The 21,311-nt window shown below is 61.2% G+C and carries 19 protein-coding genes; 6 read left to right on the forward strand and 13 right to left on the reverse strand.

Going from position 1 to position 21,311, the window contains the following annotated elements; all coding sequences use genetic code 11:
• Positions 1-15: 15 nt before the first annotated feature.
• The 4 genes from QQJ96_RS10145 to xth form a co-directional block, all read right to left on the reverse strand.
• Positions 16-474, reverse strand: a complete 459-nt coding sequence (locus QQJ96_RS10145; protein ID WP_284331876.1) for an SPFH domain-containing protein — start codon at positions 472-474, stop codon at positions 16-18.
• 287 nt (positions 475-761) lie between these two features.
• The gene (locus QQJ96_RS10150; RefSeq protein ID WP_284331877.1) at positions 762-1,595 is read right to left on the reverse strand and encodes a pirin family protein; all 834 of its coding nucleotides are present in this window, start codon (positions 1,593-1,595) and stop codon (positions 762-764) included.
• A 180-nt stretch (positions 1,596-1,775) separates the two neighbouring features.
• The gene (locus QQJ96_RS10155) at positions 1,776-2,459 is read right to left on the reverse strand and encodes a YecA/YgfB family protein (protein WP_284331916.1); all 684 of its coding nucleotides are present in this window, start codon (positions 2,457-2,459) and stop codon (positions 1,776-1,778) included.
• 2 nt (positions 2,460-2,461) lie between these two features.
• On the reverse strand, positions 2,462-3,244 hold the full coding sequence (xth, locus tag QQJ96_RS10160; RefSeq protein ID WP_284331878.1) for an exodeoxyribonuclease III: 783 nt from the start codon (positions 3,242-3,244) through the stop codon (positions 2,462-2,464).
• 133 nt (positions 3,245-3,377) lie between these two features.
• On the opposite strand from xth, the gene QQJ96_RS10165 reads away from it, so the two are divergent.
• The 6 genes from QQJ96_RS10165 to QQJ96_RS10190 all read left to right on the forward strand — a co-directional run bounded on the left by QQJ96_RS10165 (position 3,378) and on the right by QQJ96_RS10190 (position 10,534).
• Positions 3,378-5,432 carry a S9 family peptidase gene (locus tag QQJ96_RS10165; protein WP_284331879.1) on the forward strand — a complete coding sequence of 685 codons (2,055 nt, stop codon included), beginning with the start codon at positions 3,378-3,380 and terminating at the stop codon, positions 5,430-5,432.
• A gap of 95 nt (positions 5,433-5,527) precedes the next feature.
• Positions 5,528-6,607, forward strand: coding sequence for a PA0069 family radical SAM protein (locus QQJ96_RS10170; RefSeq protein ID WP_284331880.1), 1,080 nt, complete (start codon positions 5,528-5,530; stop codon positions 6,605-6,607).
• Between the two features lie 128 nt (positions 6,608-6,735).
• Positions 6,736-6,957 carry a hypothetical protein gene (locus QQJ96_RS10175; RefSeq protein ID WP_284331881.1) on the forward strand — a complete coding sequence of 74 codons (222 nt, stop codon included), beginning with the start codon at positions 6,736-6,738 and terminating at the stop codon, positions 6,955-6,957.
• Positions 6,958-7,085: 128 nt separating this feature from the next.
• Positions 7,086-9,026, forward strand: a complete 1,941-nt coding sequence (acs, locus tag QQJ96_RS10180) for an acetate--CoA ligase (protein WP_284331882.1) — start codon at positions 7,086-7,088, stop codon at positions 9,024-9,026.
• 77 nt (positions 9,027-9,103) lie between these two features.
• Positions 9,104-9,748, forward strand: a complete 645-nt coding sequence (locus QQJ96_RS10185; protein WP_284331883.1) for a 4'-phosphopantetheinyl transferase family protein — start codon at positions 9,104-9,106, stop codon at positions 9,746-9,748.
• A 42-nt stretch (positions 9,749-9,790) separates the two neighbouring features.
• A complete protein-coding gene (locus QQJ96_RS10190) occupies positions 9,791-10,534 on the forward strand; it encodes a pyridoxine 5'-phosphate synthase (protein ID WP_284331884.1) in 744 nt (247 codons plus the stop codon).
• Between the two features lie 150 nt (positions 10,535-10,684).
• Here the strand turns inward: QQJ96_RS10190 and QQJ96_RS10195 are convergent, their stop codons facing one another.
• The 9 genes from QQJ96_RS10195 to dnaA form a co-directional block, all read right to left on the reverse strand.
• Positions 10,685-11,101 carry an ExbD/TolR family protein gene (locus QQJ96_RS10195; protein ID WP_284331885.1) on the reverse strand — a complete coding sequence of 139 codons (417 nt, stop codon included), beginning with the start codon at positions 11,099-11,101 and terminating at the stop codon, positions 10,685-10,687.
• Between the two features lie 6 nt (positions 11,102-11,107).
• Positions 11,108-11,533, reverse strand: coding sequence for an ExbD/TolR family protein (locus QQJ96_RS10200; RefSeq protein ID WP_284331886.1), 426 nt, complete (start codon positions 11,531-11,533; stop codon positions 11,108-11,110).
• Positions 11,534-11,544: 11 nt separating this feature from the next.
• On the reverse strand, positions 11,545-12,321 hold the full coding sequence (locus tag QQJ96_RS10205; protein WP_284331887.1) for a MotA/TolQ/ExbB proton channel family protein: 777 nt from the start codon (positions 12,319-12,321) through the stop codon (positions 11,545-11,547).
• A gap of 47 nt (positions 12,322-12,368) precedes the next feature.
• Positions 12,369-13,028: an energy transducer TonB gene (locus tag QQJ96_RS10210; protein WP_284331888.1), complete on the reverse strand. Its 660-nt coding sequence runs from the start codon at positions 13,026-13,028 to the stop codon at positions 12,369-12,371.
• A gap of 218 nt (positions 13,029-13,246) precedes the next feature.
• Positions 13,247-14,545 (reverse strand): tetratricopeptide repeat protein, encoded by a 1,299-nt coding sequence (locus tag QQJ96_RS10215; protein ID WP_284331889.1) that lies wholly within the window; start codon positions 14,543-14,545, stop codon positions 13,247-13,249.
• Positions 14,546-14,844: 299 nt separating this feature from the next.
• Entirely contained in the window at positions 14,845-17,259 is a 2,415-nt protein-coding gene (gene gyrB, locus QQJ96_RS10220; protein ID WP_284331890.1) for a DNA topoisomerase (ATP-hydrolyzing) subunit B, read from the reverse strand.
• A 76-nt stretch (positions 17,260-17,335) separates the two neighbouring features.
• The gene (gene recF / locus QQJ96_RS10225; protein ID WP_284331891.1) at positions 17,336-18,415 is read right to left on the reverse strand and encodes a DNA replication/repair protein RecF; all 1,080 of its coding nucleotides are present in this window, start codon (positions 18,413-18,415) and stop codon (positions 17,336-17,338) included.
• Between the two features lie 91 nt (positions 18,416-18,506).
• Complete coding sequence (dnaN, locus tag QQJ96_RS10230; RefSeq protein ID WP_284331892.1) at positions 18,507-19,607, reverse strand: DNA polymerase III subunit beta; 1,101 nt, start codon at positions 19,605-19,607, stop codon at positions 18,507-18,509.
• 239 nt (positions 19,608-19,846) lie between these two features.
• Positions 19,847-21,190, reverse strand: coding sequence for a chromosomal replication initiator protein DnaA (dnaA, locus tag QQJ96_RS10235; protein WP_284331893.1), 1,344 nt, complete (start codon positions 21,188-21,190; stop codon positions 19,847-19,849).
• Between the last annotated feature and the right edge of the window lie 121 nt (positions 21,191-21,311).

Consider the following 21,311-nt stretch of genomic DNA (forward strand, 5'->3'; position numbering starts at 1 on the left):
CAGATCGGTTTTTGCTTAAGCGGCCGCGTCCAGCTCCACACGGGTGACCATCACGCCGCGCAGGCGCAGCTGCTGGTTGAGGTTGCCTTTGAGGCGGGTCGCGACTTCGCGGCGCTGTTGCTGGTCGGCTTCGGCTTCGCTTTGCAGCGCTTGCTCCACGCTGTTACGGATGAGCTGGTCGGCGGTTTCGATCACCGCATCGGCCCGCTCGGGTTCCAGCACCTGCCAATAGACCGTGCCTTGCACCGGCGTGGTTTCGGCAAAAGAGGCATCGAAACGCAGTACGCGGCCACCGAGATCGATGCGATGGCCGACGCGGTCGAGCAGCGGCAGCACTACATGGGTGCCCGGCTGCAGCAGGCGAACCGGCTTGCCGTTGCGGTAGAGGCTGTAGACCTGTCCTACCGGGACACGTTTCACCGCCACGGCGGCCAGCGCGAGAACCACGATGATGGTGAAGGTCATGATAGTCATAGTCTGTCAAAACAACTAGTTAACTGCGATTTCTAAAAACTTTACGGAAGGACATTCTACAGGTCTAGGCTTACGCCCGGATTAATGTCTATTTAACGCCCTGAAAAACTCTCCCGCAAGCCCTTTTGTCTGCAAATCTTTAACTCTTGCCGACGTGGAAGTTGATGCATCGTCCATGCCTCAGCTCTTCGGACGTTGCCCCTTTCCTTCGTGCTGTGACCCAACGCACATCGCCCCGCCGATAGGTCTATCGGCAGGGCGATTGGGTTGCTGAAGCTTTGCTTGGTTTAGAACTTGCCGGCGCGGAAGTCGGCGATCGCCTCGTGGATCTGTTCGGGCGTATTCATGACGAACGGACCGTAGCGGGCGACCGGTTCCTGCAAGGGCTGACCGGCCACCAACAGCACGCGCGCGGCGGCTTCGCGCCCCGCAATGCGCACGCTGTCGCCGTTTGACAGCACCGCCAGCTCGCTGCGCAGGAGCTTCTCGCCGGCAACCTGAGCGTCGGTGCCATCGAATACATAGGCAAAAGCGTGGTGGCCTTCCGGCAACGGGATCTCGATGCTGGCGCCCGCTTCCACGGCGATGTCCAGGTACACCGGGGCGGTGACAATTCCCGACACCGGACCGGTTACGTCACCGAAATGGCCGGCAATGACCTTGAGCGTCACTCCCTTGACCGGGCTCACAACGGGAATGTGTTCCGGATCAATATCTTGGTAGCGCGGCTCGGTCATTTTGTCCTTGGCCGGCAGGTTCACCCACAGCTGGAAACCCCACATCAGGCCGTTTTCCTGCTGCGGCATTTCCGAATGCAGGATGCCCCGGCCGGCAGTCATCCACTGCACGCTGCCGGGCCTGAGATCGCCGCGGTTACCGTGGTTGTCGCCATGCTGCATATGCCCGGCAAGCATGTAGGTAACGGTTTCGAAACCGCGGTGCGGATGCTCCGGAAAGCCGGCAAGGTAGTCGTCCGCCTGGTCGGAGCGGAATTCGTCCAGCAACAGGAATGGGTCGAGCATGTCCAGCCCCGGCTGGCCAATGATGCGCTTGAGCTTTACGCCCGCCCCGTCGGAGGTATCGCTGCCACGGATGCGGCGAAGGATGCGGCGTTCGGTCATGGTGTGCTCCAGCCAGAAGGATCTGGCACCCATGATGGTTGTGCCGGAGTGTAGGCCCAAGTGGGGGGTGGCGAACGGAGTGTTTCGAGCAGGGAACGGGGAACGTTTTGCACGACGCGAGCAGGATTTCGGCAATCAAACCAAACGCCGACGTTTCCTGTTCCCCGTTCCCCGCTTTTATCAATGCACCCAGTGCCCGCTACGCTGCCGCGGCGGGGGCTGCTGTTCGGTCCTAGCCTCGTTGGCGCGGTTGAGCGCATCGAGTTCCGCTTCGGTGGCGGGATGCTCGTACCAATAATGGTTCACCGCCGCCAACACGGCGGGCAGCTGCGCCAGGCAGTCGTCGTATTCTTCGTCGTTGAGCTTTTCGAACTCGGCTTCGGCGCTCAGGATGCCTTCGTCCACCGCCAGGGCCATCACCGGACCGAGCATTTCCATCAACGGCGGGTCGTCGGCCAGACGCTTTTCCCATAGCGAGGCGCGCAGGTCGATGCCGCGGCTGAAGCCCTCGCACCAGCCAGCCGCCGAGAGCGCGGGACCCGCTTCGCTATCGACCTCGCCCAGGATCGGTTCATAGGCATCTACATCCAGCTCGGCGCTGATCGAATCATTGAGCTTGGCCAGCAGCGCCAGCACGCGATTGCCTTCGGTTTCGTCGGCAAACGGCTCGTGCAGCACCTCGGGCAGCCACTCTTCGGGCAGCACCCGCGTCGGGCCCACGGCCAGGGCGCTCAGTAAGCCGTGCACGCCATCGAGCAGCAGGTGGCCTTCGTTTTCCTGGGCGTGCCCGCGCAGGTAAGCGTCGAGTTCGTCCAGTTCGCTATCGTCCAGCGAGCTGGGCCAGTCGGTCTTGGTATCGCTCATCATCATTCAATATCCAGTTCTACCGTGACTGGAGTGTGGTCGGAGGGCCGCTCCCAGCGCCGCGGTTCGCGGTCGATAGTGGCAGCCCTGGCCGAAGATTTCAGGGCATCGCCAAGCAGGATCAAGTCGATGCGCAAGCCCATGTTGCGCCGGAATGCGCCCTGCCGATAGTCCCACCAGCTGAAATGGCCACCGGCCTGCTCAAACAACCGGAAACTGTCGTGCAAGCCCATGTCTGCCAAGTCTTTCAGGGCAGCGCGCTCGGGTGGGGAACACAGCACGTCCTCGCCCCAGGCGAGCGGGTCGTAGACGTCCCGGTCATCGGGCGCGATGTTGAAGTCGCCCAATACCACCAGCTTGGGATGGCGCCTGATTTCTTCGGCGAGGAAATCCCGCACGCGTTCCAGCCAGTGCAGCTTATAGGCGTATTTCTCATCGCCTACGGCCTTACCGTTGACCACATAGAGGTCGACCACACGCACGCCGCCGATCGTGGCCGCAAGGATGCGTCGCTGCGGATCGTCCAGGCCGGGAATGTCGGTGATCACGTCCGTGAAGCTCAGGCCCGTGTCATTGCGTGCCAGGATCGCCACGCCGTTGTAGGTTTTCTGCCCGGCGTAGACCGCCTGGTAGCCGGCCGCGGCCAGTTCGTCGACCGGAAACTTGGCGTCCTCCAGCTTGGTTTCCTGCAGCGCCACCACGTCCGGGCGCGCGTCGGCCAGCCACTGGGTGAGGTGCGGAATGCGCACCTTCAGCGAGTTCACGTTCCATGAGGCGATTTTCATGGGCCAGGATTGTACGGGATGAAGATGACGCACACCGTCCGGCATGGCCAGGCAGTGTCTTCATGCACATGGGCCAGGACGGTCCAGCTGCTAGCGTTGGGGTTTTTCTGTGCTCAGTGTCTAGGGGACGTCCATGCTCAAATCCTCCCGTCTGTTGCTGCCCATGCTGGCGGCCTTGCTTGCTCCGTCCGCGCTGCTGGCCGATACCCATAGCGCCACCGATCCGCGCATCGAGGCGCTGCTGGGCCAGCTGGGCAAGGTCCGCGAGGTCAGAGAAGTGGCCTTGTCGCCGGACGGCCATCAGCTCGCCTGGGTGGTGGAAACCCAGGGCAAGCCGGGCATCATGCTGGCCGACGCCGACGGCAAGAATGCGCACAGTGTCGGCCTGGCCACGAAGCCCGGCGCATGCAGCGAAAACAACCTGGCGTGGGCGCCGGATTCGCGTCATCTCGCCTTTCTTTCCAACTGCGCCGGCGACAAGGCCGATACGGGTGGCCGTAAGCAGCCGGAGATCTACGCCCTCGATACGCAAGCGCCAACCAAACCTGCTCGCCTGTCCCATCTCAACGGCTATGTGCAGGCGATGAGCTGGGCTCCGGACGGCAAGACCCTGGCTTTCCTGTACGTGGAAGGCGGCACACGGCGCGCCAGCGCGCTGGCCGCGGCCAAGCCCGCGATTGGCGAGATCGGCGTGGAAGGCGTTGAAGTGCAACGCGTTGCCATCTTGTCGGCGCAAGGCGGCAGCTTGCAGCAAGTCACGCCCGCCGGCAGCCATGTCTACGAATTTGCCTGGGCGCCGGATAGCGCGCGCATCGCCTACGTCGCCGCGCCGCCCCCGGGTGACAACAACTGGTGGGTCTCCCAGCTTTATGTGCAGGCCGCGCAGCCGAATGCATCGCGCGCATCGGTAGTCGATCCGAACACCCTCAGCGGGCCGTTGCATGGTTTGCAGGTAGCCGTGCCGCGCTGGTCGCCGGATGGTTCGCGAATCGCCTTCATCGGCGGCCTGATGAGCGACCAGGGCTTCACCGGCGGCGATATCTATAGCGTTGCCGCATCCGGCGGCACACCCGACGATCTCACGCCAGGCATCCACGTTACGCCTTCGTGGTTTACCTGGCAGTCGCCGCAATCGCTGCTGGTCGATCAGATCAGCAACGGCAACCCGCAATTGGCGGAATATGCGGTGGACGCACATCACGCGCAGCAGCAACGCGTGCTGTTCACAGCACCGGGCTATGTGGGCGATGGCAGCGCGATTCTCGGGCTGTCGTTTTCCGCCGACCATCGCCAAGTGGCGTTTGCGCAATCCTCGTTCGAGCTTGCGCCGGAGGTGTATGCCGGCCCGGTCGGCAACGCCATGCCTCACGCTGTTACCGCATTCAACGCGGAGCTGAAGCCGAGCTGGGGCAAGGCCGAATCGGTCGAGTGGGACAACGAAGGTTTCCATGTGCAGGGCTGGCTGCTGTACCCGGCTCATTACGATCCCAGCAAGCGCTACCCGATGATCGTCAACGTACATGGCGGCCCGTCCGGCGCGGTGATGCAGCATTGGCCTTCGGTGGGCTACGGCGCCGTTCCGTTCTCCGCTCTGGGCTACTTCGTGTTCATGCCCAATCCGCGTGGCAGCTACGGACAAGGCGAAACCTTCGTGCAGGCCAACCGCAAGGACTTCGGCTATGGCGACCTGCGCGACACGCTGGCCGGCGTGGATGCAGTGGAAAAGAAAGTTCCGGTCGACGAGCATCGCCTGGGACTGACCGGCTGGAGCTACGGCGGTTTCATGAGCATGTTCGCCCCTACGCAGACGCAGCGCTTCCGTGCGGTGGTCGCCGGCGCCGGCATTTCCAACTGGCAGAGCTATTACGGCGAAAACCTGATCGACCAGTGGATGATTCCGTTCTTCGGCGCTTCGGTCTATGACGATCCGGCCGTCTACGCGAAGAGCTCGGCGATCAACTTCATCAAGAAAGTGAAGACACCCACCTTGATCGTGGTCGGCGAGCGCGACGCGGAGTGCCCGGCGCCGCAATCGTTCGAATACTGGCATGCCTTGCGCACGCTGGGTGTACCGACGTCGTTGGTGGTGTATCCGAATGAAGGGCACCACTTCTACAACCCGGTCAATCAGCGCGACGTACTGCAGCGGGCGTTAAACTGGTTCGAGACGTATTTGCCGCCGCAATAAGCCGCTTGACGGAACCGTAGGCTGGGATGGCAATCCCAGCCTGCTTTCACTGCCGTGTCGCGTGCAGCGAGACGCGCCAGTCATACCATAGCTGGATGTCGAAGCCCCTTTTTCCTACCGCCTTCAAGGGCCGCGGCGCCCTTAGTAACCCTGAGGGTCGCTTTGAGCCGACGCAAGCAGTCGAAGAAGACGATGGATGGTATCGAGACGAGGAAGCGGTTCGCCCGAAGACGGAAATCCGCGAGGAAATCGCGCGATCCGTCATCAATCGAAACGACTCGCCGGATGTAGGCTTCGAACAGGCGATCAATCCTTTCCGTGGTTGCGAGCATGGATGCGTGTACTGCTACGCGCGGCCCTCTCATGCTTATCTCAATCTCTCGCCGGGTCTCGATTTCGAGACGAAGTTGTCGGTAAAGACCAATTTTGTCGAAACGCTGCGAAGTGAGCTGGCCAAACCAGGCTATCGTTGTTCGCCGATCAACATAGGCAGTAACACCGACGCCTACCAGCCGATAGAGAAGCGATGGCAGGTGACTCGTGCCGCCTTGGCGCTACTTAGCGAATGCAATCATCCTTGCACGATCGTAACCAAGAATGGGCTGATCGAACGCGACCTGGACATTCTTGCCTCCATGGCCGAGCGCCAACTCGTCCAGGTTTTAATTTCCATCAACTCGCTCGACAATCGATTGGCGTCCAAGCTGGAACCCCGTGCGTCAGCCCCGCATCGTCGACTGCAAGCAGTGAAGGCCTTGCATGAGGGTGGTGTTCCCGTGGGCATCCTGGTGGCACCCATTATTCCAGCGCTGAACGAAGGCGATCTGGAACAGATCATCGAACGGGCCGCCGCCAACGGCGCCAATTGCGTGGGCTATACCTGTATCCGGCTTCCGCACGAGCTGAAGCAGCTATTTCGCGAATGGCTGGCTCAGCATTACCCCGACCGAGCAACGCACATCATGAGCTTGATCCAGCAAATGAATGGCGGGAAGGATTACGACAGCCAATTCGCTACGCGCATGCGCGGCCAGGGCATTTTCGCGGACATAATCCGTAAACGCGTGCAGGTGGCCGCGCGTAAAGGCGGGTTGCATGAAGCCTGGAACCGGAGCCTTGATACTTCGAAGTTCACGCCGCCTCGAATGCCATCTCCCCAGGGCGAGCTGTTTTAGGGATGCTAGCTACTATCCGAAGGTGTGGTCGCCACGGCCAGCGTATATCGGGCCGGTGTAGAGGATCTCAGTTCCATTACCGTGGCGACGCCATGATGAGGGCATAGGGGAAGTGCTTAAGGTGTGTCATGCGTTGGTTGCTGCTTGGTGCGACGCTGCTGTCGTGGGTGCTTTGCTTCACGCGGCACAGCCCCGGCGCGATGGCCTTCTGGTTGTTCGCCGGGATCGCCGGCGCCATCGCCAATGTGCTTGGCTTTGCGCAGGCACGCATCGAGGCGAATGCGCGGCCGGAGAGCATGCTCGACCTGACGCTTATTCGGAAACAGCATGACAAGCCGCCACAAGGTTGAATGCTGCATCGCACCCTTTGGCGGTTCAGCCGTCCAAACGCTACACTCGGGCAGTTGACGCGGCAGGATCGTGTCAAGCGGCTACCCATTGAGTGCGCTCCCGGCAGACCGGAGAGCAGGAGGCAGATATGTCAAAGGTTTATCCGGTCGATCCCGCATTTGCCGCCAAGGCGCGCATCAGCAAGGCTGACTACGAAAAGCTGTATGCCCAATCCGTGGACGACCCTGAGGGCTTCTGGGGCCGGGTCGGCGAAAGATTGGCTTGGACCAAGCAGCCCACCCGTATCCGGGATGTCTCCTACGATCCGCAGAACTTGCACATCCGCTGGTATGACGATGGCCAGCTGAACGTATCGGCCAACTGCCTGGACCGGCATCTGGCCACCCGCGGCGACAAGACCGCGATCATCTTCGAAGGCGACGATCCGTCCGAATCCCGCCACATCAGCTATCGCGAGCTGCATGCCGAAGTGTGCAAGTTCGCCAACACGCTCAAGCACCTGGGCGTGAGCAAGGGCGACCGCGTTGCGATCTACATGCCGATGATTCCCGAGGCGGCGGTCGCGATGCTGGCCTGCGCGCGCATCGGCGCGGTTCACTCAGTGGTGTTCGGCGGTTTCTCGCCCGATTCGCTGGCCGGCCGCATTGCCGATTCGACGGCGAAGGTGGTGGTGACGGCGGACGAAGGCCTGCGTGGCGGCAAGAAGATTCCGCTCAAGGCGAACGTGGACGCGGCGCTGGAACGGCCCGGCACGAACAGCGTGGAAACGGTGATCGTGGTGCGCCGCACCGGTTCGGCGGTGCCGATGCAATCGCCGCGCGACCGCTATTACCACGTGCTGATGGAAGGGCAGTCGGCCGATTGCCCGGCCGAGCCGGTGGAGGCGGAACATCCGCTGTTCATCCTGTACACGTCCGGTTCCACCGGCAAGCCCAAAGGCGTCTTGCACACCTCGGGCGGCTACCTGGTCTACGCCAGCTTCACGCATGAAATGGTGTTCGACCTGCGCGAGGACGATGTCTACTGGTGTACCGCCGATGTGGGCTGGGTCACCGGACACAGCTACGTGGTCTACGGTCCGCTTGCCAATGGCGCGACCACCGTGATGTTCGACGGCGTGCCCAATTACCCGGATTTTGGCCGCTTCTGGCAGGTCGTGGACAAGCACAAAGTGAGCTTGTTCTACACCGCGCCGACGGCCATTCGCGCACTGATGCGCGAAGGCGAAGGCCCGGTGAAGAAGTGGTCGCGCGCCAGCCTGCGCCTGCTCGGCTCGGTAGGCGAACCGATCAATCCGGAAGCCTGGGAGTGGTACTACCGCGTGGTAGGCGACGAGCGCTGCCCGATCGTGGACACCTGGTGGCAAACCGAAACCGGCGGCATCCTGATCACGCCGCTGGCCGGCGCCATCGATACCAAGCCCGGTTCGGCCACCTTGCCCTTCTTCGGCATCAAGCCCGCGGTGGTGGACGCCACTGGCGCGGTGCTGGAAGGGCCGGCAGAGGGCAATCTGCTGATTGCCGAATCCTGGCCTGGCCAGATGCGCACGGTGTACGGCGATCATCAGCGTTTCATCGACACCTACTTCAAGGCCTATCCCGGCAACTATTTCACCGGCGATGGCGTGCGCCGAGATGAAGACGGCTATTACTGGATCACCGGCCGCGTGGACGACGTGATCAATGTCTCCGGCCACCGCATCGGCACAGCGGAAGTGGAGAGCGCGCTGGTGGCGCATCCCAAGGTCGCCGAAGCCGCGGTGGTGGGCTGTCCGCACGAGATCAAGGGCCAGGGCATCTATGCTTACGTGACGCTGGTTGCAGGTGTTCAAGGCAGCGACGAACTGCGCAAGGAGCTGGTGGCCTGGGTACGCAAGGAAATCGGACCGATCGCCACCCCCGATTACCTGCAGTGGGCGCCTGGCCTGCCGAAGACACGTTCGGGCAAGATCATGCGCCGCATCTTGCGCAAGATCGGCGAGAATCAGCCCGACCAGCTCGGCGATATTTCCACGCTGGCCGATCCAGCGGTGGTGAAGAACCTGGTGGACGAACGCCTGATTCGCTAATGCGTAGGCTGGGATTGTCATCCCAGCCTACGGGCTACAGCTTGTATCGCGGCATGCCGTTCCGGCAGCATTCGTGCATGCGAACGACCCTGGGCCAGGATGTGGCCGGCATCGCGGCCGGATTGGGCAAAGATCAGGTTCACCTGTGGCGGCTTGGCTATGACCGGGCGCGCCAGCGGGAGCCTTTGCGCGCTTTGCTGGGCATCTATCTTGGTTTGCCGGCCGAGGCGGTGGCGCTGGTGGAAGGCGAGCACGGCAAGCCGCAGCTCGCCGAGCCTTGGGATCGCTGGCTGCAATTCAACTGGTCGCACAGCGGGGAAGCGGCGCTGGTTGCAATAGCGCGAGATTGTTCGCCGGGCGTCGATATCGAACGGCTTCGTCCGCGCCCGCGGGCCATGCAACTGGCCGAGCGCTTCTTTCATCCGGAAGAAACCGCGGCCTTGGCAAAGCTGGATGAGTCGCGGCGCGAACAGGCCTTTCTGCAACTATGGACCGCCAAGGAAGCGGTGCTCAAGGCCCTGGGCCGCGGCATCGCATTTGGCCTGCAACGTCTGCAGTTGACGGTGGCGCCTGCTACGCCTTGCGTGCTCTGGCTGGAAGGCGATGACGCCACGCAGTGGCAGCTGCACTCCGTGTGCCCTGACGTAGGACATATCGCCAGCGTGGCCTGGCGGGGGCCGACACGCGAGCTGGCGAGCTGGACACTTGCCGACAGCGGCTGATCGGAGCACTGTGTCCGGCCCACGCTTTGGTCTTCGCTTTCCATGACCCTGCTCAGCGTCAACCTCAACAAGATCGCCGTGCTGCGCAATTCGCGCGGCGGCAATGAACCGGATATCGCCCGCGCCGCCGTGACCTGCATCGAAGCGGGCTGTGGTGGCATCACTGTGCATCCGCGTCCCGATCAGCGTCACGTACGGCCGGACGACGTACGCCTGCTCGCCAGCATTCTGCGCGGCCGCGTCGAATACAACATCGAGGGCAATCCCTTTGCGGCGCCACGCGGCGACTATCCCGGGCTGATCGCGCTGGCCCGTGAAGTGCGCCCGACCCAGGTCACCCTGGTGCCGGATAGCGATGGGCAGATCACTTCAGACCATGGCTTCGACCTGGTCCAGGATGCCGACCGCCTGCGCCCCATCGTGGCCCAGTTGCGCGAACTCGGTTGCCGGGTGAGTCTGTTCGTCGATGCCGGCGCCACGGGTTTCGAGCACGCGGTGGACCTGGGTGTGCAGCGCGTGGAAATCTATACCGGCCCTTATGCGCATGCCTTTGCTGAAGGTGACACCGAACAACAGCTTGAGTTATGTGTGGATACCGCGCGCCGCGCGCAAAAGGCAGGCTTGGCAGTCAATGCGGGACATGATCTTAACCAGGCGAACCTGGGGACCTTGCGGGTGGCCATTCCCGGCTTGGCCGAAGTGTCCATCGGGCATGCGTTGATGGGCGAGGCCTTATATGAAGGACTCGCCAATACGGTGCGCAAGTATCTGCAAATACTGCGCTGAGGTATAGCCATCTAGACGGCTATACGTCGCACAGGCAGCAATGATGGTCTCCGCCACATGCATCGGTAACAAAAACCCCCGCTTACGCGGGGGTTTTTGTGGGTAACGCTTGAGGCTGCGATTGAACTGTTCCGATTCAACCGCTGCTTGTTACTGTCCGCTTTCGGTGAAACCAATCTTGTTCAGGCCATAGCTCTTCGCATCGGCCAAAACGCGTGCAACCACCTGGTAGGGCACCTGGTCGGCCGCATCGATCTGCACTTCCGGCTGATCCGCTTCGGACTTGGTCGCAATGATCGCGATCTGCGTCTTCAGCTGCGACTCGTCCACCGGCGTATCGTTCCAATAGAACGCACCCGACTGGTCGATCTTCAACTTGATCGGCTCCGGCGGATTGCTCGGCGGAATCACATTCGGATTCGGCTGGGGCAAGTCGATCTTGACCTTGTGGGTCAGGATCGGCGCCGTGATCATGAAGATGATCAGGAGCACCAACATCACGTCGACCAGCGGCGTGACGTTGATGTCCGCCATCGGCCCTTTACCGCCACCTGTACTAAATGCCATGGCGCATCACTCCTTACCAGTCGTCATGAAGCCGACGTGGACCAGGCCGGAATCCTTGGCTTCACCGAGGGCTTTACGGACCGCTTTGAACTCGGTGTCATGCGCGGCACGAATCTGTAGCTCGGGCTGCGGCGACTTCTGGGCATAGACAGCAAACTGCTGCTTCAGCTCAGCGTCGGTAATTGCCGTCTGGTTGTCCTGGAAGTACATGCTGCCATCCGCCTTGATGGCCAGATCAATGACTTCCGGCGGAGGGGTCTTTTCCTCCTGATGCGGATTGGCCGTCGGCAGCTTGATCGTAACCCGGTGCGACATCAGTGGTGCTGTGATCATGAAGATGATCAACAGCACCAGCATCACGTCAACCAGCGGCGTGACGTTGATCTCCGACATCGGCGAGCCGGACTCGGATCCTCCGGTACTCATCGCCATGGGTCAGTACCTCACTTCTGGGTTTGAGCAACGCCTTCGACGCGCGCGCCGGTGGCGAAGAAGTCGTGCAGGTCGTGCGCGAATTCGTCGAAACGGGCGTAGGTCAGGCGGTTGGAACGGGTGAAGAAGTTGAACGCGAGCACGGCCGGGATCGCCACGAACAGACCGAACGCGGTCATGATCAGAGCTTCACCCACCGGACCTGCCACGGCTTCCATCGAAGCATTACCGGACGCCGCAATGCGGATAAGGGCGTGGTAGATGCCCCACACGGTACCAAGCAGACCGATGAACGGCGCCGAGGAACCGACGGTGGCGAGCAGGGTCATGCCGCCTTCCAGGCGCAGGCTTTCGCGAGCAACAGCCTGGCGCAGAGCGCGGTCGATGAATTCCGAACGGCTCAACGATTCGGCCAAGCGACCGCCGCCGGCAGAGGCCTGCTGGTGGTGGGCCACTGCGGAGGCCGCGTCCAGAGCGATCTTCGAGAAGGGTTCGCCCTTGGGTTGGGCTTCCAGCTCGCGAATCGCGTCTTGCGTGGAGTTATTGGACCAGAAGCCGTTGATCACGCCGTCGGCGCGACCACGGATCATCGCGTTGCGAATGGCATTGGCAACGATGAAGTACCAGGAGGAGAACGACATCACCGTCAGCACGACGAACACGATCCAGCCGAGTGCGTCGAAGTGGTGGATGAGGTCGCCGAAGCCCATCTGTTGCATGGCCTGGGCATTGGCATTGCCACCCAGAGCCGGAGCGGCATCGGTCGGAGCAGGAGTCTGTTGGAACATAAGCGCTACCCTTGGAAGTCAGGCGTGAACTGTAACTGTAATGGGGACTACAGCTGGTTAAGGTTGAAGGTGATCGGAATATCTACCGTCGATTCGACCGGCTTGCCGTTCTTGATTTCAGCGTTGAAGCGGACCTTCTGGACCGACTCCATCGCTGCACGATCGAGCTCGCGGAAACCACTGCTTTGCTTGACCGTGACACTCTTCGGAGTGCCGTCGATACCCACGACGACCTCGAGGACAACCGTACCCTCGTGGCGTTGGCGGATGGCCTGCGGCGGATACTTCGGCTGCAGTTTATCCCGGTAAGAGGGATCCACGCCTGCCTTGATGTCCGAAGGCGGTGCCGGCGGAGCGGGCGGCGCAGGCGGCGGCGACGGAGCTGGGTTGTTCGACGGCTCTTCCACGGCCGGCGGCGGAGCCGGCGGCGGCGGATTCGGCGGCGGAATCACCTGCTTGATCACTTTCGGCGGCGGCTGCTTCGGCGGTTCCGGCGGCGGCGGCGGCGGCGGGGGTGGCGGCGGCGGCGGTTCGATGAAGTTCACCTGCACGATCTTTTCTTTCTGAACTTCCGCCGATTTGGGCGGCGCAGCGGGCGCGATCAGGACCAGGAACGCAAATCCATGTAGCGCGATGGCTACCGCCAGCGCCCATGTGCGCCCCCAACTGAACGGCTTAGCGCCGGTATCTTGGTTACTTGAGGCCATCTGTCGCTTTCAATCAGGAGCTAGTAATGGGGAAAGACGTGGTCGCAGCGTCCATCGGCAAAGTCTGCTCCCCTAAGGGTGACATTTGCCACTGGACAACGCGGGAAAAGTCCAACGGTACAACAGCACATGGCGTTTGTATAGCTTTTGTGTAGGCGAAAGATGACAATCTTATAGACGTCCATCTGGCCGGCTAAATACATACGCCAGGTGCTTTTTCAGCCGCCAATATTGGCTTGCTTCAGCCACTTCTGGGCTTGAGCTTTGGTTTCCGGGTCCTTTTCCGCTTCCATCACTGCTTCGGCAGCAGCCGCCTTGTCCTTGAGGCCAACGTTCGCCTGAGCGAGCGCCATGTAGGCCTTGCCCTTGTGCTTCACGCCCTTGCTGATGGCTTGCTGCAGCAGCTGCTTGGCCTTGCTGTTTTCGTTCTGCGTAACCAGCGCGACGCCAGCCTTGTAGGCGGCCTCGCCATCGCTCGCCAGAGGAACGGCTTTCTCGTACGCGGCAGCAGCACCACTCGCATCGCCACCGATCATGTGCGCGTCACCCATCAGCAGATAGTTGTCGGCGCTGGATTTCACGACACCCTTACTCATGCCGTCTTCCAGCGTTTGCACCGCTTTATCGGTGAGCGGACCGGGATCTTGAGTGCTTTGATCTTGTGCCTTGTTCATGTAGAGCTTGGCCAAGGTTACGTAATCGCTCTCCGTAGTGAGCAAACCCTTCGCCTTGCCATCTTCCATCAGCTTCAACGCGTCATCGTACTTGTTCATCTGGATGTCCAGACTCAGCGCGTTGTGGAAGCTGGTTGGGTCGGTGGGCGACGCGCTGACTTGCTGCTTGGCAATTTCAGCGGCTTTGTCTTTCTGGCCGGAATCGTTGTACGCGAGCATCAGCAGCTGGTTCCAGCGCGGATCCGGCTTATCCGTCATCGACTGCGCTTTCTTGATCGCAGTGATCGCTTCGGGATATTTCTGCATGCGGTAATTGGCTTCGCCTTCCAGCGCATAGGATTCTGGCGTTTCCTTCTTGCCTTCGCTGCGCCACTTCTCGACTGTGTCAATCGCCTGCTGATACTGCTGGTTGAGCAAGTAGAACGTGGCCAGTTCGTATTCGATCTGGAAGTACGCATCGTTCGGCATGACGCCGTTGTCGAGCGAACGCTTGAGCATATCGATGCCACCGGGCATATCGTTGTTCATCGCGTGCACGCGGGCCAGGCCCTGCAGCGCCATCGCTTGAACGTATTTGCTCTTGCTGCTGTCGATCAGCGGTTGCAGCAACTGCGTGGCTTGATCTTTGTTGTTCGCCTGCGCGGCATCGAGTCCCTTGTTGAGCGCGTCCTGCTCTTTCTTGTCGGTGATATCCAGCTTCGGTTCTTTGCGGGTCGCATTGGGGTACAGCGGGGCCGCCTTCTGCTGGTCACCTGACGGCTTGTCGCTTGCTAGCGCCGGAGTGCTTGCCAACATGAGCGCAAGCGCTGCGCCGGCCAGCATCTTCAGGGAAGCATGTTTCATGGCGTTCCTCAAATGGAAGGAGTCGGATTTCACGCACAAGCTGTGCGGGGGATCACTGAGATTAACCTGAGCTTGCTATCGATAACAAGCTGCAATGCCGCATTAAAGTTTCTTTAAAATCAAGTGCTTATAGTATTACAGCCATACGCAGCCGCATTGTGGACAGAAATTTGCCACAACACGGAGACGAGGATCGGGCGCCCGTCGTGACGGGCGTGTGTATGCTTGTTAGCGCGTACTAATGCGTTAATGCGGAGAGAAACCAGGCTGTCACGCTGAGCGGCAGCCTGGGTGCAGGATCAGATATCGAGGTTCGCCACCTTCAGGGCGTTGGCTTCGATGAAATCGCGACGAGGTTCGACTGCTTCGCCCATCAGCATGGAGAACATCTGGTCGGCGGCGATGGCATCCTCGACGCCGACCTGCAGCATGCGACGCGTTTCCGGATTCACCGTGGTCTCCCACAGCTGCTCCGGATTCATTTCGCCCAGACCCTTGAAGCGCTGGATGGTACGGCCTTTCTTCGCTTCGTCCATCAACCAGCTGCGCACCTCGGCGAAGCGGAGGACTCCGCGCGAAGCATTGCCGCGGCGGATCACCGCGTCGGTCTGGATCAATCCTGCCAGTTGCTGGCTGATGGCGAGAATCGGCCGGAATTCCGAGCTGGCAAAGAACGGCTGCGGTAATAGCCAGGTGTGGTTGATCCCGTGTTGTTCGCGTACGACCTCGATCGCCGCAGGCTGCTCGCCGTGCGGGGGCCGCAACGACAAGCGATAACGAGGCTTGCCCAACCCGCTCGAGGCAAGCTTGCTGTTGACGCCATCCAGCCAGTTCTGCATGGCTGCGGGATCTTCCCAGTGGCGTGGTTCGATCGGTGCGTGCTCGACGAACGCGGTGAGCACGTTGGCATCAAAGCGGTGGCCAAGACGCTCGATCTGGTCCAGCGCCGACTGGTAGTCGCGCAACAGCTTTTCCAGCGCTTCGCCGCTGATCGCCGGTGCCTCCGGGCTGTACACCAGCTCGGCGTTGTCGACCGCGTTGGAAATCAGGTACGCGTTGAGGGCCGTGTCATCCTTCAGATACAGCTCCTGCTTACCCTGCTTGAGCTTGTACAGCGGCGGCAGGCCGATGTAGACGTGGCCGCGCTCGATCAGATCGGGCATCTGGCGGTAGAAGAAGGTCAACAGCAGCGTGCGGATGTGCGAGCCGTCCACGTCCGCGTCGGTCATGATGATGATGCGGTGATAGCGCAGCTTGTCGGGGTTGTAGTCCTCTTTGCCAATGCCCGTGCCCAGCGCGGTGATCAGCGTGCCGACTTCCGCGGAAGAAAGCATCTTGTCGAAGCGTGCCTTTTCCACGTTGAGGATCTTGCCCTTCAGGGGCAACACAGCCTGGGTCTTGCGATTGCGGCCCTGCTTCGCCGAGCCGCCTGCGGAGTCACCCTCGACCAGGAACAGTTCGCACAGCGAAGGATCTTTTTCCTGGCAGTCGGCCAGCTTGCCCGGCAGGCCCGCGATATCGAGCGCACCCTTGCGGCGAGTCATCTCACGGGCCTTGCGAGCGGCTTCGCGGGCACGCGCCGCATCGACCACCTTGACGGCGATGGACTTGGCTTCATGGGGGTGCTCAAGCAGGAAGTCGCCCAGTTTTTCGTAGACCACCTGCTCCACTACGGTCTTCACCTCGGACGAAACGAGCTTGTCCTTGGTCTGGGAGGAGAATTTCGGGTCTGGCACCTTTACCGACAGCACGGCGATCATACCTTCGCGCATGTCATCGCCCGACAGCGTGACCTTGGCGTTCTTGGCCAGGCCCTCCTTCTCAATATAGGCCTGGATCGCTCGGGTCAGCGCGGCGCGGAATCCGGTTAGATGCGTGCCGCCGTCGCGCTGCGGAATATTGTTGGTGAAGCAGAACATGGTCTCCTGGTAGGAGTCCGTCCATTGCATCGCGAGATCGACGGTAATGGCGTCCTGCATCGCGGTGAGGCTGATGACATTCGGGTGCAGCGCGGTCTTGAGTTGTGCAAGGTGTTGCACGAACGACTTGATGCCACCTTCGTAGGCGAAAGTATCGCTGCGGCCTTCCCCGCGCTCGTCGCGCAGGTCGATGGTGACGCCCGAATTCAGGAAGGCCAACTCACGCAGGCGCTTGGCCAGGATTTCGTAGTGGAATTCGATGTTGGAAAAGGTCTGCGTGCTGGGCAGGAAGCGTACCGTGGTGCCGCGCTTCTCGGAGGAGCCGACCTGCTTCACCGGGTACTGGGGTTCGCCCAGCTTGTATTCCTGACGGTATTCGAGGCCGTCGCGATAGATCGTCAGCCAAAGGTGGTCGCTGAGCGCATTGACAACGGACACGCCCACGCCATGCAAGCCGCCAGAGACTTTGTAGGAGTTCGCGTCGAATTTGCCGCCGGCATGCAGCACCGTCATCACTACTTCGGCAGTGGAACGCCCCTCTTCCGGGTGGGTGTCGACCGGGATGCCGCGACCGTTGTCTTGCACGCTGACCGTACCATCGTCATGGATGGTCACGATCACGTGATCGCAGTAGCCGGCCAAGGCTTCGTCGATGGAGTTGTCGACGACTTCGAACACCATGTGGTGGAGGCCGGTGCCGTCATCGGTATCGCCGATGTACATGCCGGGGCGCTTGCGCACCGCTTCGAGGCCTTTGAGTACCTTGATGCTGTTCGAATCGTAGGATGCGTTCATGCAATAACCTGTTCCGACGCCAAATAGTCCGCCCGGCGCGGCGCCAATAGGGGCCGGGCTGGATGCAATCGATCGATTATAACAGGGGCGTCAATTGGCCCTGTTCCACGTGGAACATCCTGGCGGACTGGTGGGCGAGGACCGCGGGCAGCTCGGTCCCTGTCACCAGTACCTGGGCCGCCGTTTGCTTCAAACTGTCGACCACAGCGGCTTGGTGAGCCAAATCCAGTTCCGAGGCCAGGTCATCAAGGCAAACAATTGGCCATTCGCCCCGCCTCACGGCATCCAGCCAGGCCTGGGCAAGCACGCAGATCAGCGCAGTGAGCTTTTCCTGACCACGCGAGAGATGCTCCCGCTGTGGCGCATACTCGAAGGCCACGGACCAGTCAGCTCGGTGGACACCGGATGTCGTGTGTCCCCTACCCTGGTCTCTGGACCGCTGTGCCGCCAGAACTTCTGCGAGGTTTTCATCCGCGGACCAGCCCCGGCGGTAACGTAGCTCGATAGCACCCAGCTCCGGCAGCAACAGGGCGGCTTGCTCCCTCAGGAATGGCAGCAGGGCATCGAGATACGCCCGCCGCCACTGGTCGATCAGCGTGCCGGTTCGTGCCAGCTCGAATTCCCAAGGCCCCAACAAAGCCGCATCCGGCAACGACTCCGCCCGGAGCAGGCTATTGCGTTGCTTGAGAGCCCGCTGATAGCGACGCCAGGTAAGCAGAAACTCGTGTTCCACGTGGAACACACCCCAATCCAGGAAACTGCGCCGCTCGTCCGCTGCGCCCGCGATCAGCGCGTGCGATCCCGGTTCAAAACAAACCACGACGCATTCGCGGATCAATTCACCGAGCGCAACGTCCTGCCCGTCCAGGCGCGCTTCCCAGCGCGAGCCCTGCCGGCCCAAGCCCAGCCGACGCACGGACCCTCCTTCGTGAGCCACACTTGAAAAAATATTCAAGCCATTCCCGCCGCGCTGGACCAGGGCCTCCCGTGCGCCGCTGCGAAACGAGCGTCCATGCGAAAGCAAAAACGCCGCTTCCAGGACCGAAGTCTTGCCGGCCCCATTTGCGCCTACCAGCACGTTGAAGCCTGGCGCGAACTCCAGGCTGACATCACCGATACAGCGCAACCTCTGCAAATGCAGACGCTCCAGTCTCATCGTTTCCAGGTTTCCAAACAAAGACGCCGGAGCTTGGGGCTCCGGCGTCGCAAGGGCAACAATTGCCTGCAACCAGACATGCCGTGGAGGGTCAGAGCCGCAGCGGCATGATCACGTGTCGCGACTGCTCGTTGTCGTCTTCCTGCACCAGGCAGCTGGACTGGGCATCACGGAGACTCAAGCGGGCTTTCTCACCGCGCAGCGCAGCGAGAGCATCCAGCAAGTAGCCAACGTTGAAACCCACCGTGAGATCGGAAACCCCGGTATCGGCTTCGACCTCTTCCACCGCCTCTTCCTGCTCCGGGTTGTGCGCAACAATGCGCAGCTTGCTCGGCGAGAACTCCAGCTTTACGCCCCGATACTTTTCATTGGAAAGAATCGCCGCACGCTGCAAGGCGCCGCGCAATATTTCCCGGTCCAGCGTAGCCCGCTTATCGGCACCCAGAGGTATCACCGCCTCATAATCGGGGAAACGTCCGTCGATCAGCTTGGAGGTGAACACCACTTCGCCACGGCGCACGCGCAAATGATTGCGGCCAAACTCCAGTTCCACCGACCCGTCACCGGATTCCAACAAACCGACCAATTCGTTCACGCCCTTGCGCGGAATGATGATCTGCCGGCGGGCCGAAACCTTGCTCTCCAGGCGCGTCTCTTTCAGCGCCAGCCGATGCCCGTCGGTAGCGACGCACCGCAAAGCGTGTTCCTGCAGATCCAGCAACATGCCGTTGAGGTAGTAGCGAACATCCTGGTTCGCCATGGCGAACGCTGTTCGTTCCATCAGGTCGCGCAAGACTTCTTCCGGAAGACTCACGCGCTCGACCAATTCGATTTCATCAATGGTCGGGAATTCGGTGGCAGGCAAGGTCGCCAACGTGAACCGGCTGCGGCCCGCGTTCAACGCAATCCGATCACCGTTCTGTTTCAGCTCGATCTTCGCGCCATCCGGCAGCGCTCGAACGATATCGAACAGCTTGCGCGCGGGAATCGTGGTTTCGCCATCCACCAGTTTCTCGGCGTCGGTCGCGGCCACCATCTCCACTTCCAGATCGGTGCCGGTAAACGACAGCTTGCCGTTCGCGACTTTCACCAGGAGGTTGGCCAGCACTGGCAAGGTCTGGCGGCGTTCCACGACACCGACGACCTGCTGCAAGGGTTTAAGCAGCGCTTCTCGTTGGATGCTGAATTGCATGTTTGTGCTTTCCCTATCTGCAGTTCTGTTTTTTAAAAGAAGGATGGTGGTTGCAGTTGAGGCCGTGGATAACTTGAAAACCCAAATTTATCCTTTCAGAACAAAGACTTGCTGGTAAACATCCTGTGTCTTGCGCGCTTCGCGACTTGTGCATCTTCGGTGGATAACTTTGGCGAGCCAAAACGTCTACCTATTATCCACAGGATATGCGCCTGGTTTTCAAGCGCTTGTTCACCTCGTCAGCCCGTCAGCGTGCGGATCAGTTGTTCCCAGTCCTGTCGCATGCGCGTGTCGGTCTCGCACAGCTTGCGGATGGTGCGGCAGGCATGCAGCACTGTGGTGTGGTCGCGGCCACCGAAAGCCTCGCCGATTTCCGGCAGGCTGTGCTCGGTGAGTTCCTTGGACAGCGCCATCGCGATCTGGCGCGGTCGCGCGAGGGAGCGCACACGCCGCTTGGAAAGCAGATCCTGCAAACGCACGCCGAAATATTCGGCGACGATCTTCTGGATGTTCGGCACCGTCACCGCCTGGGCGTGTGTGGCGAGCAGATCGCGCAGGGTTTCTTCGGCGAAATCGGTGGTGATCGGTCGGCCATAAAAATTGGCGCGAGCCGCAAGCGTATTGAGCGCGCCTTCCAGGTCGCGTACGTTGGAGCGGATGCGCTTGGCCAGCAGCATCGCCACGTCCTCGCTCACCTTGACGCCCTTGTCGTGCGCCTTCGCCAGCAGAATCGCAGCGCGCGTTTCGAAATCCGGCGGCTCGATCGCCACCGAAAGGCCCCAGCCCAGACGCGACTTCAAGCGCGGTTCGAGCTTGTCCACCTCTTTCGGATAACGGTCGCAGGTCAGGATGATCTGCTGCTTGGACTCGAACAATGCGTTGAAGGTGTGGAAGAACTCCTCCTGGGTGGTGTCCTTGCCCGCGAAAAACTGGATGTCGTCGATCAGCAGCGCATCCACCGAGCGGAAGCGCCGCTTGAATTCGTCCATGCTCTTGGTGCGCAGCGCTTCGATCATCGAGCCGACGAACTGCTCCGAGCGCAGGTACAGCACCTTGAAATTCGGGTTGTGCTCGCGCATCAAGTTGCCGGCGGCGTGCATCAGATGGGTCTTGCCCAGGCCGGTGCCGCCATACAGCAGCAAGGGGTTGTAGGCGCGGCCCGGATTCTGCGCCACCTGCATCGCGGCGGCCTTGCCGAGTTGGTTGGACTTGCCCTCCACGAAGGTCTCGAAGGTGTAGTGGGGGTCCAGGTTGTGATGGAAATTCACAGGCGCGGCTTCGGCCGCGGCGGCTGGTTTGGCCACCGTAGGCGTGGGTACCGGCCGGCTGCCGACAGCCACTGCGGCGCTGGAACCCACTTCAAGCCGAACCGGCAGGCTATGGCCGCTGAGCAAGGCCAGCACCGCCTCGATACGAGGCAGGTAGCGATCGCGAACGGCGTCCAACGTATAGGGATTGGGCGCGTACAGCTGCAAACCGTCCGCATCGTCGCGTGCCTGCAGTGGCATCAGCCAGGTATGCAGGTCCTCGGCGCTCAACTCACCTTCAAGACGCTCCAGACAGCGCCGCCACAGATCACTCATGGATACTTTCAACCACAGCAGGGGCGCTTTCGCGCAGGGTGGACCGGGAAGTCTACCAGCACCCACCCAGTAACTATCCACATGGATATCCACAACTTGCTGTCGTGGCTGCATTTGACAC

Source organism: Dyella flagellata, assembly GCF_030160275.1.
In the GTDB taxonomy this organism is placed as follows: Bacteria; Pseudomonadota; Gammaproteobacteria; order Xanthomonadales; family Rhodanobacteraceae; genus Dyella_B; species Dyella_B flagellata.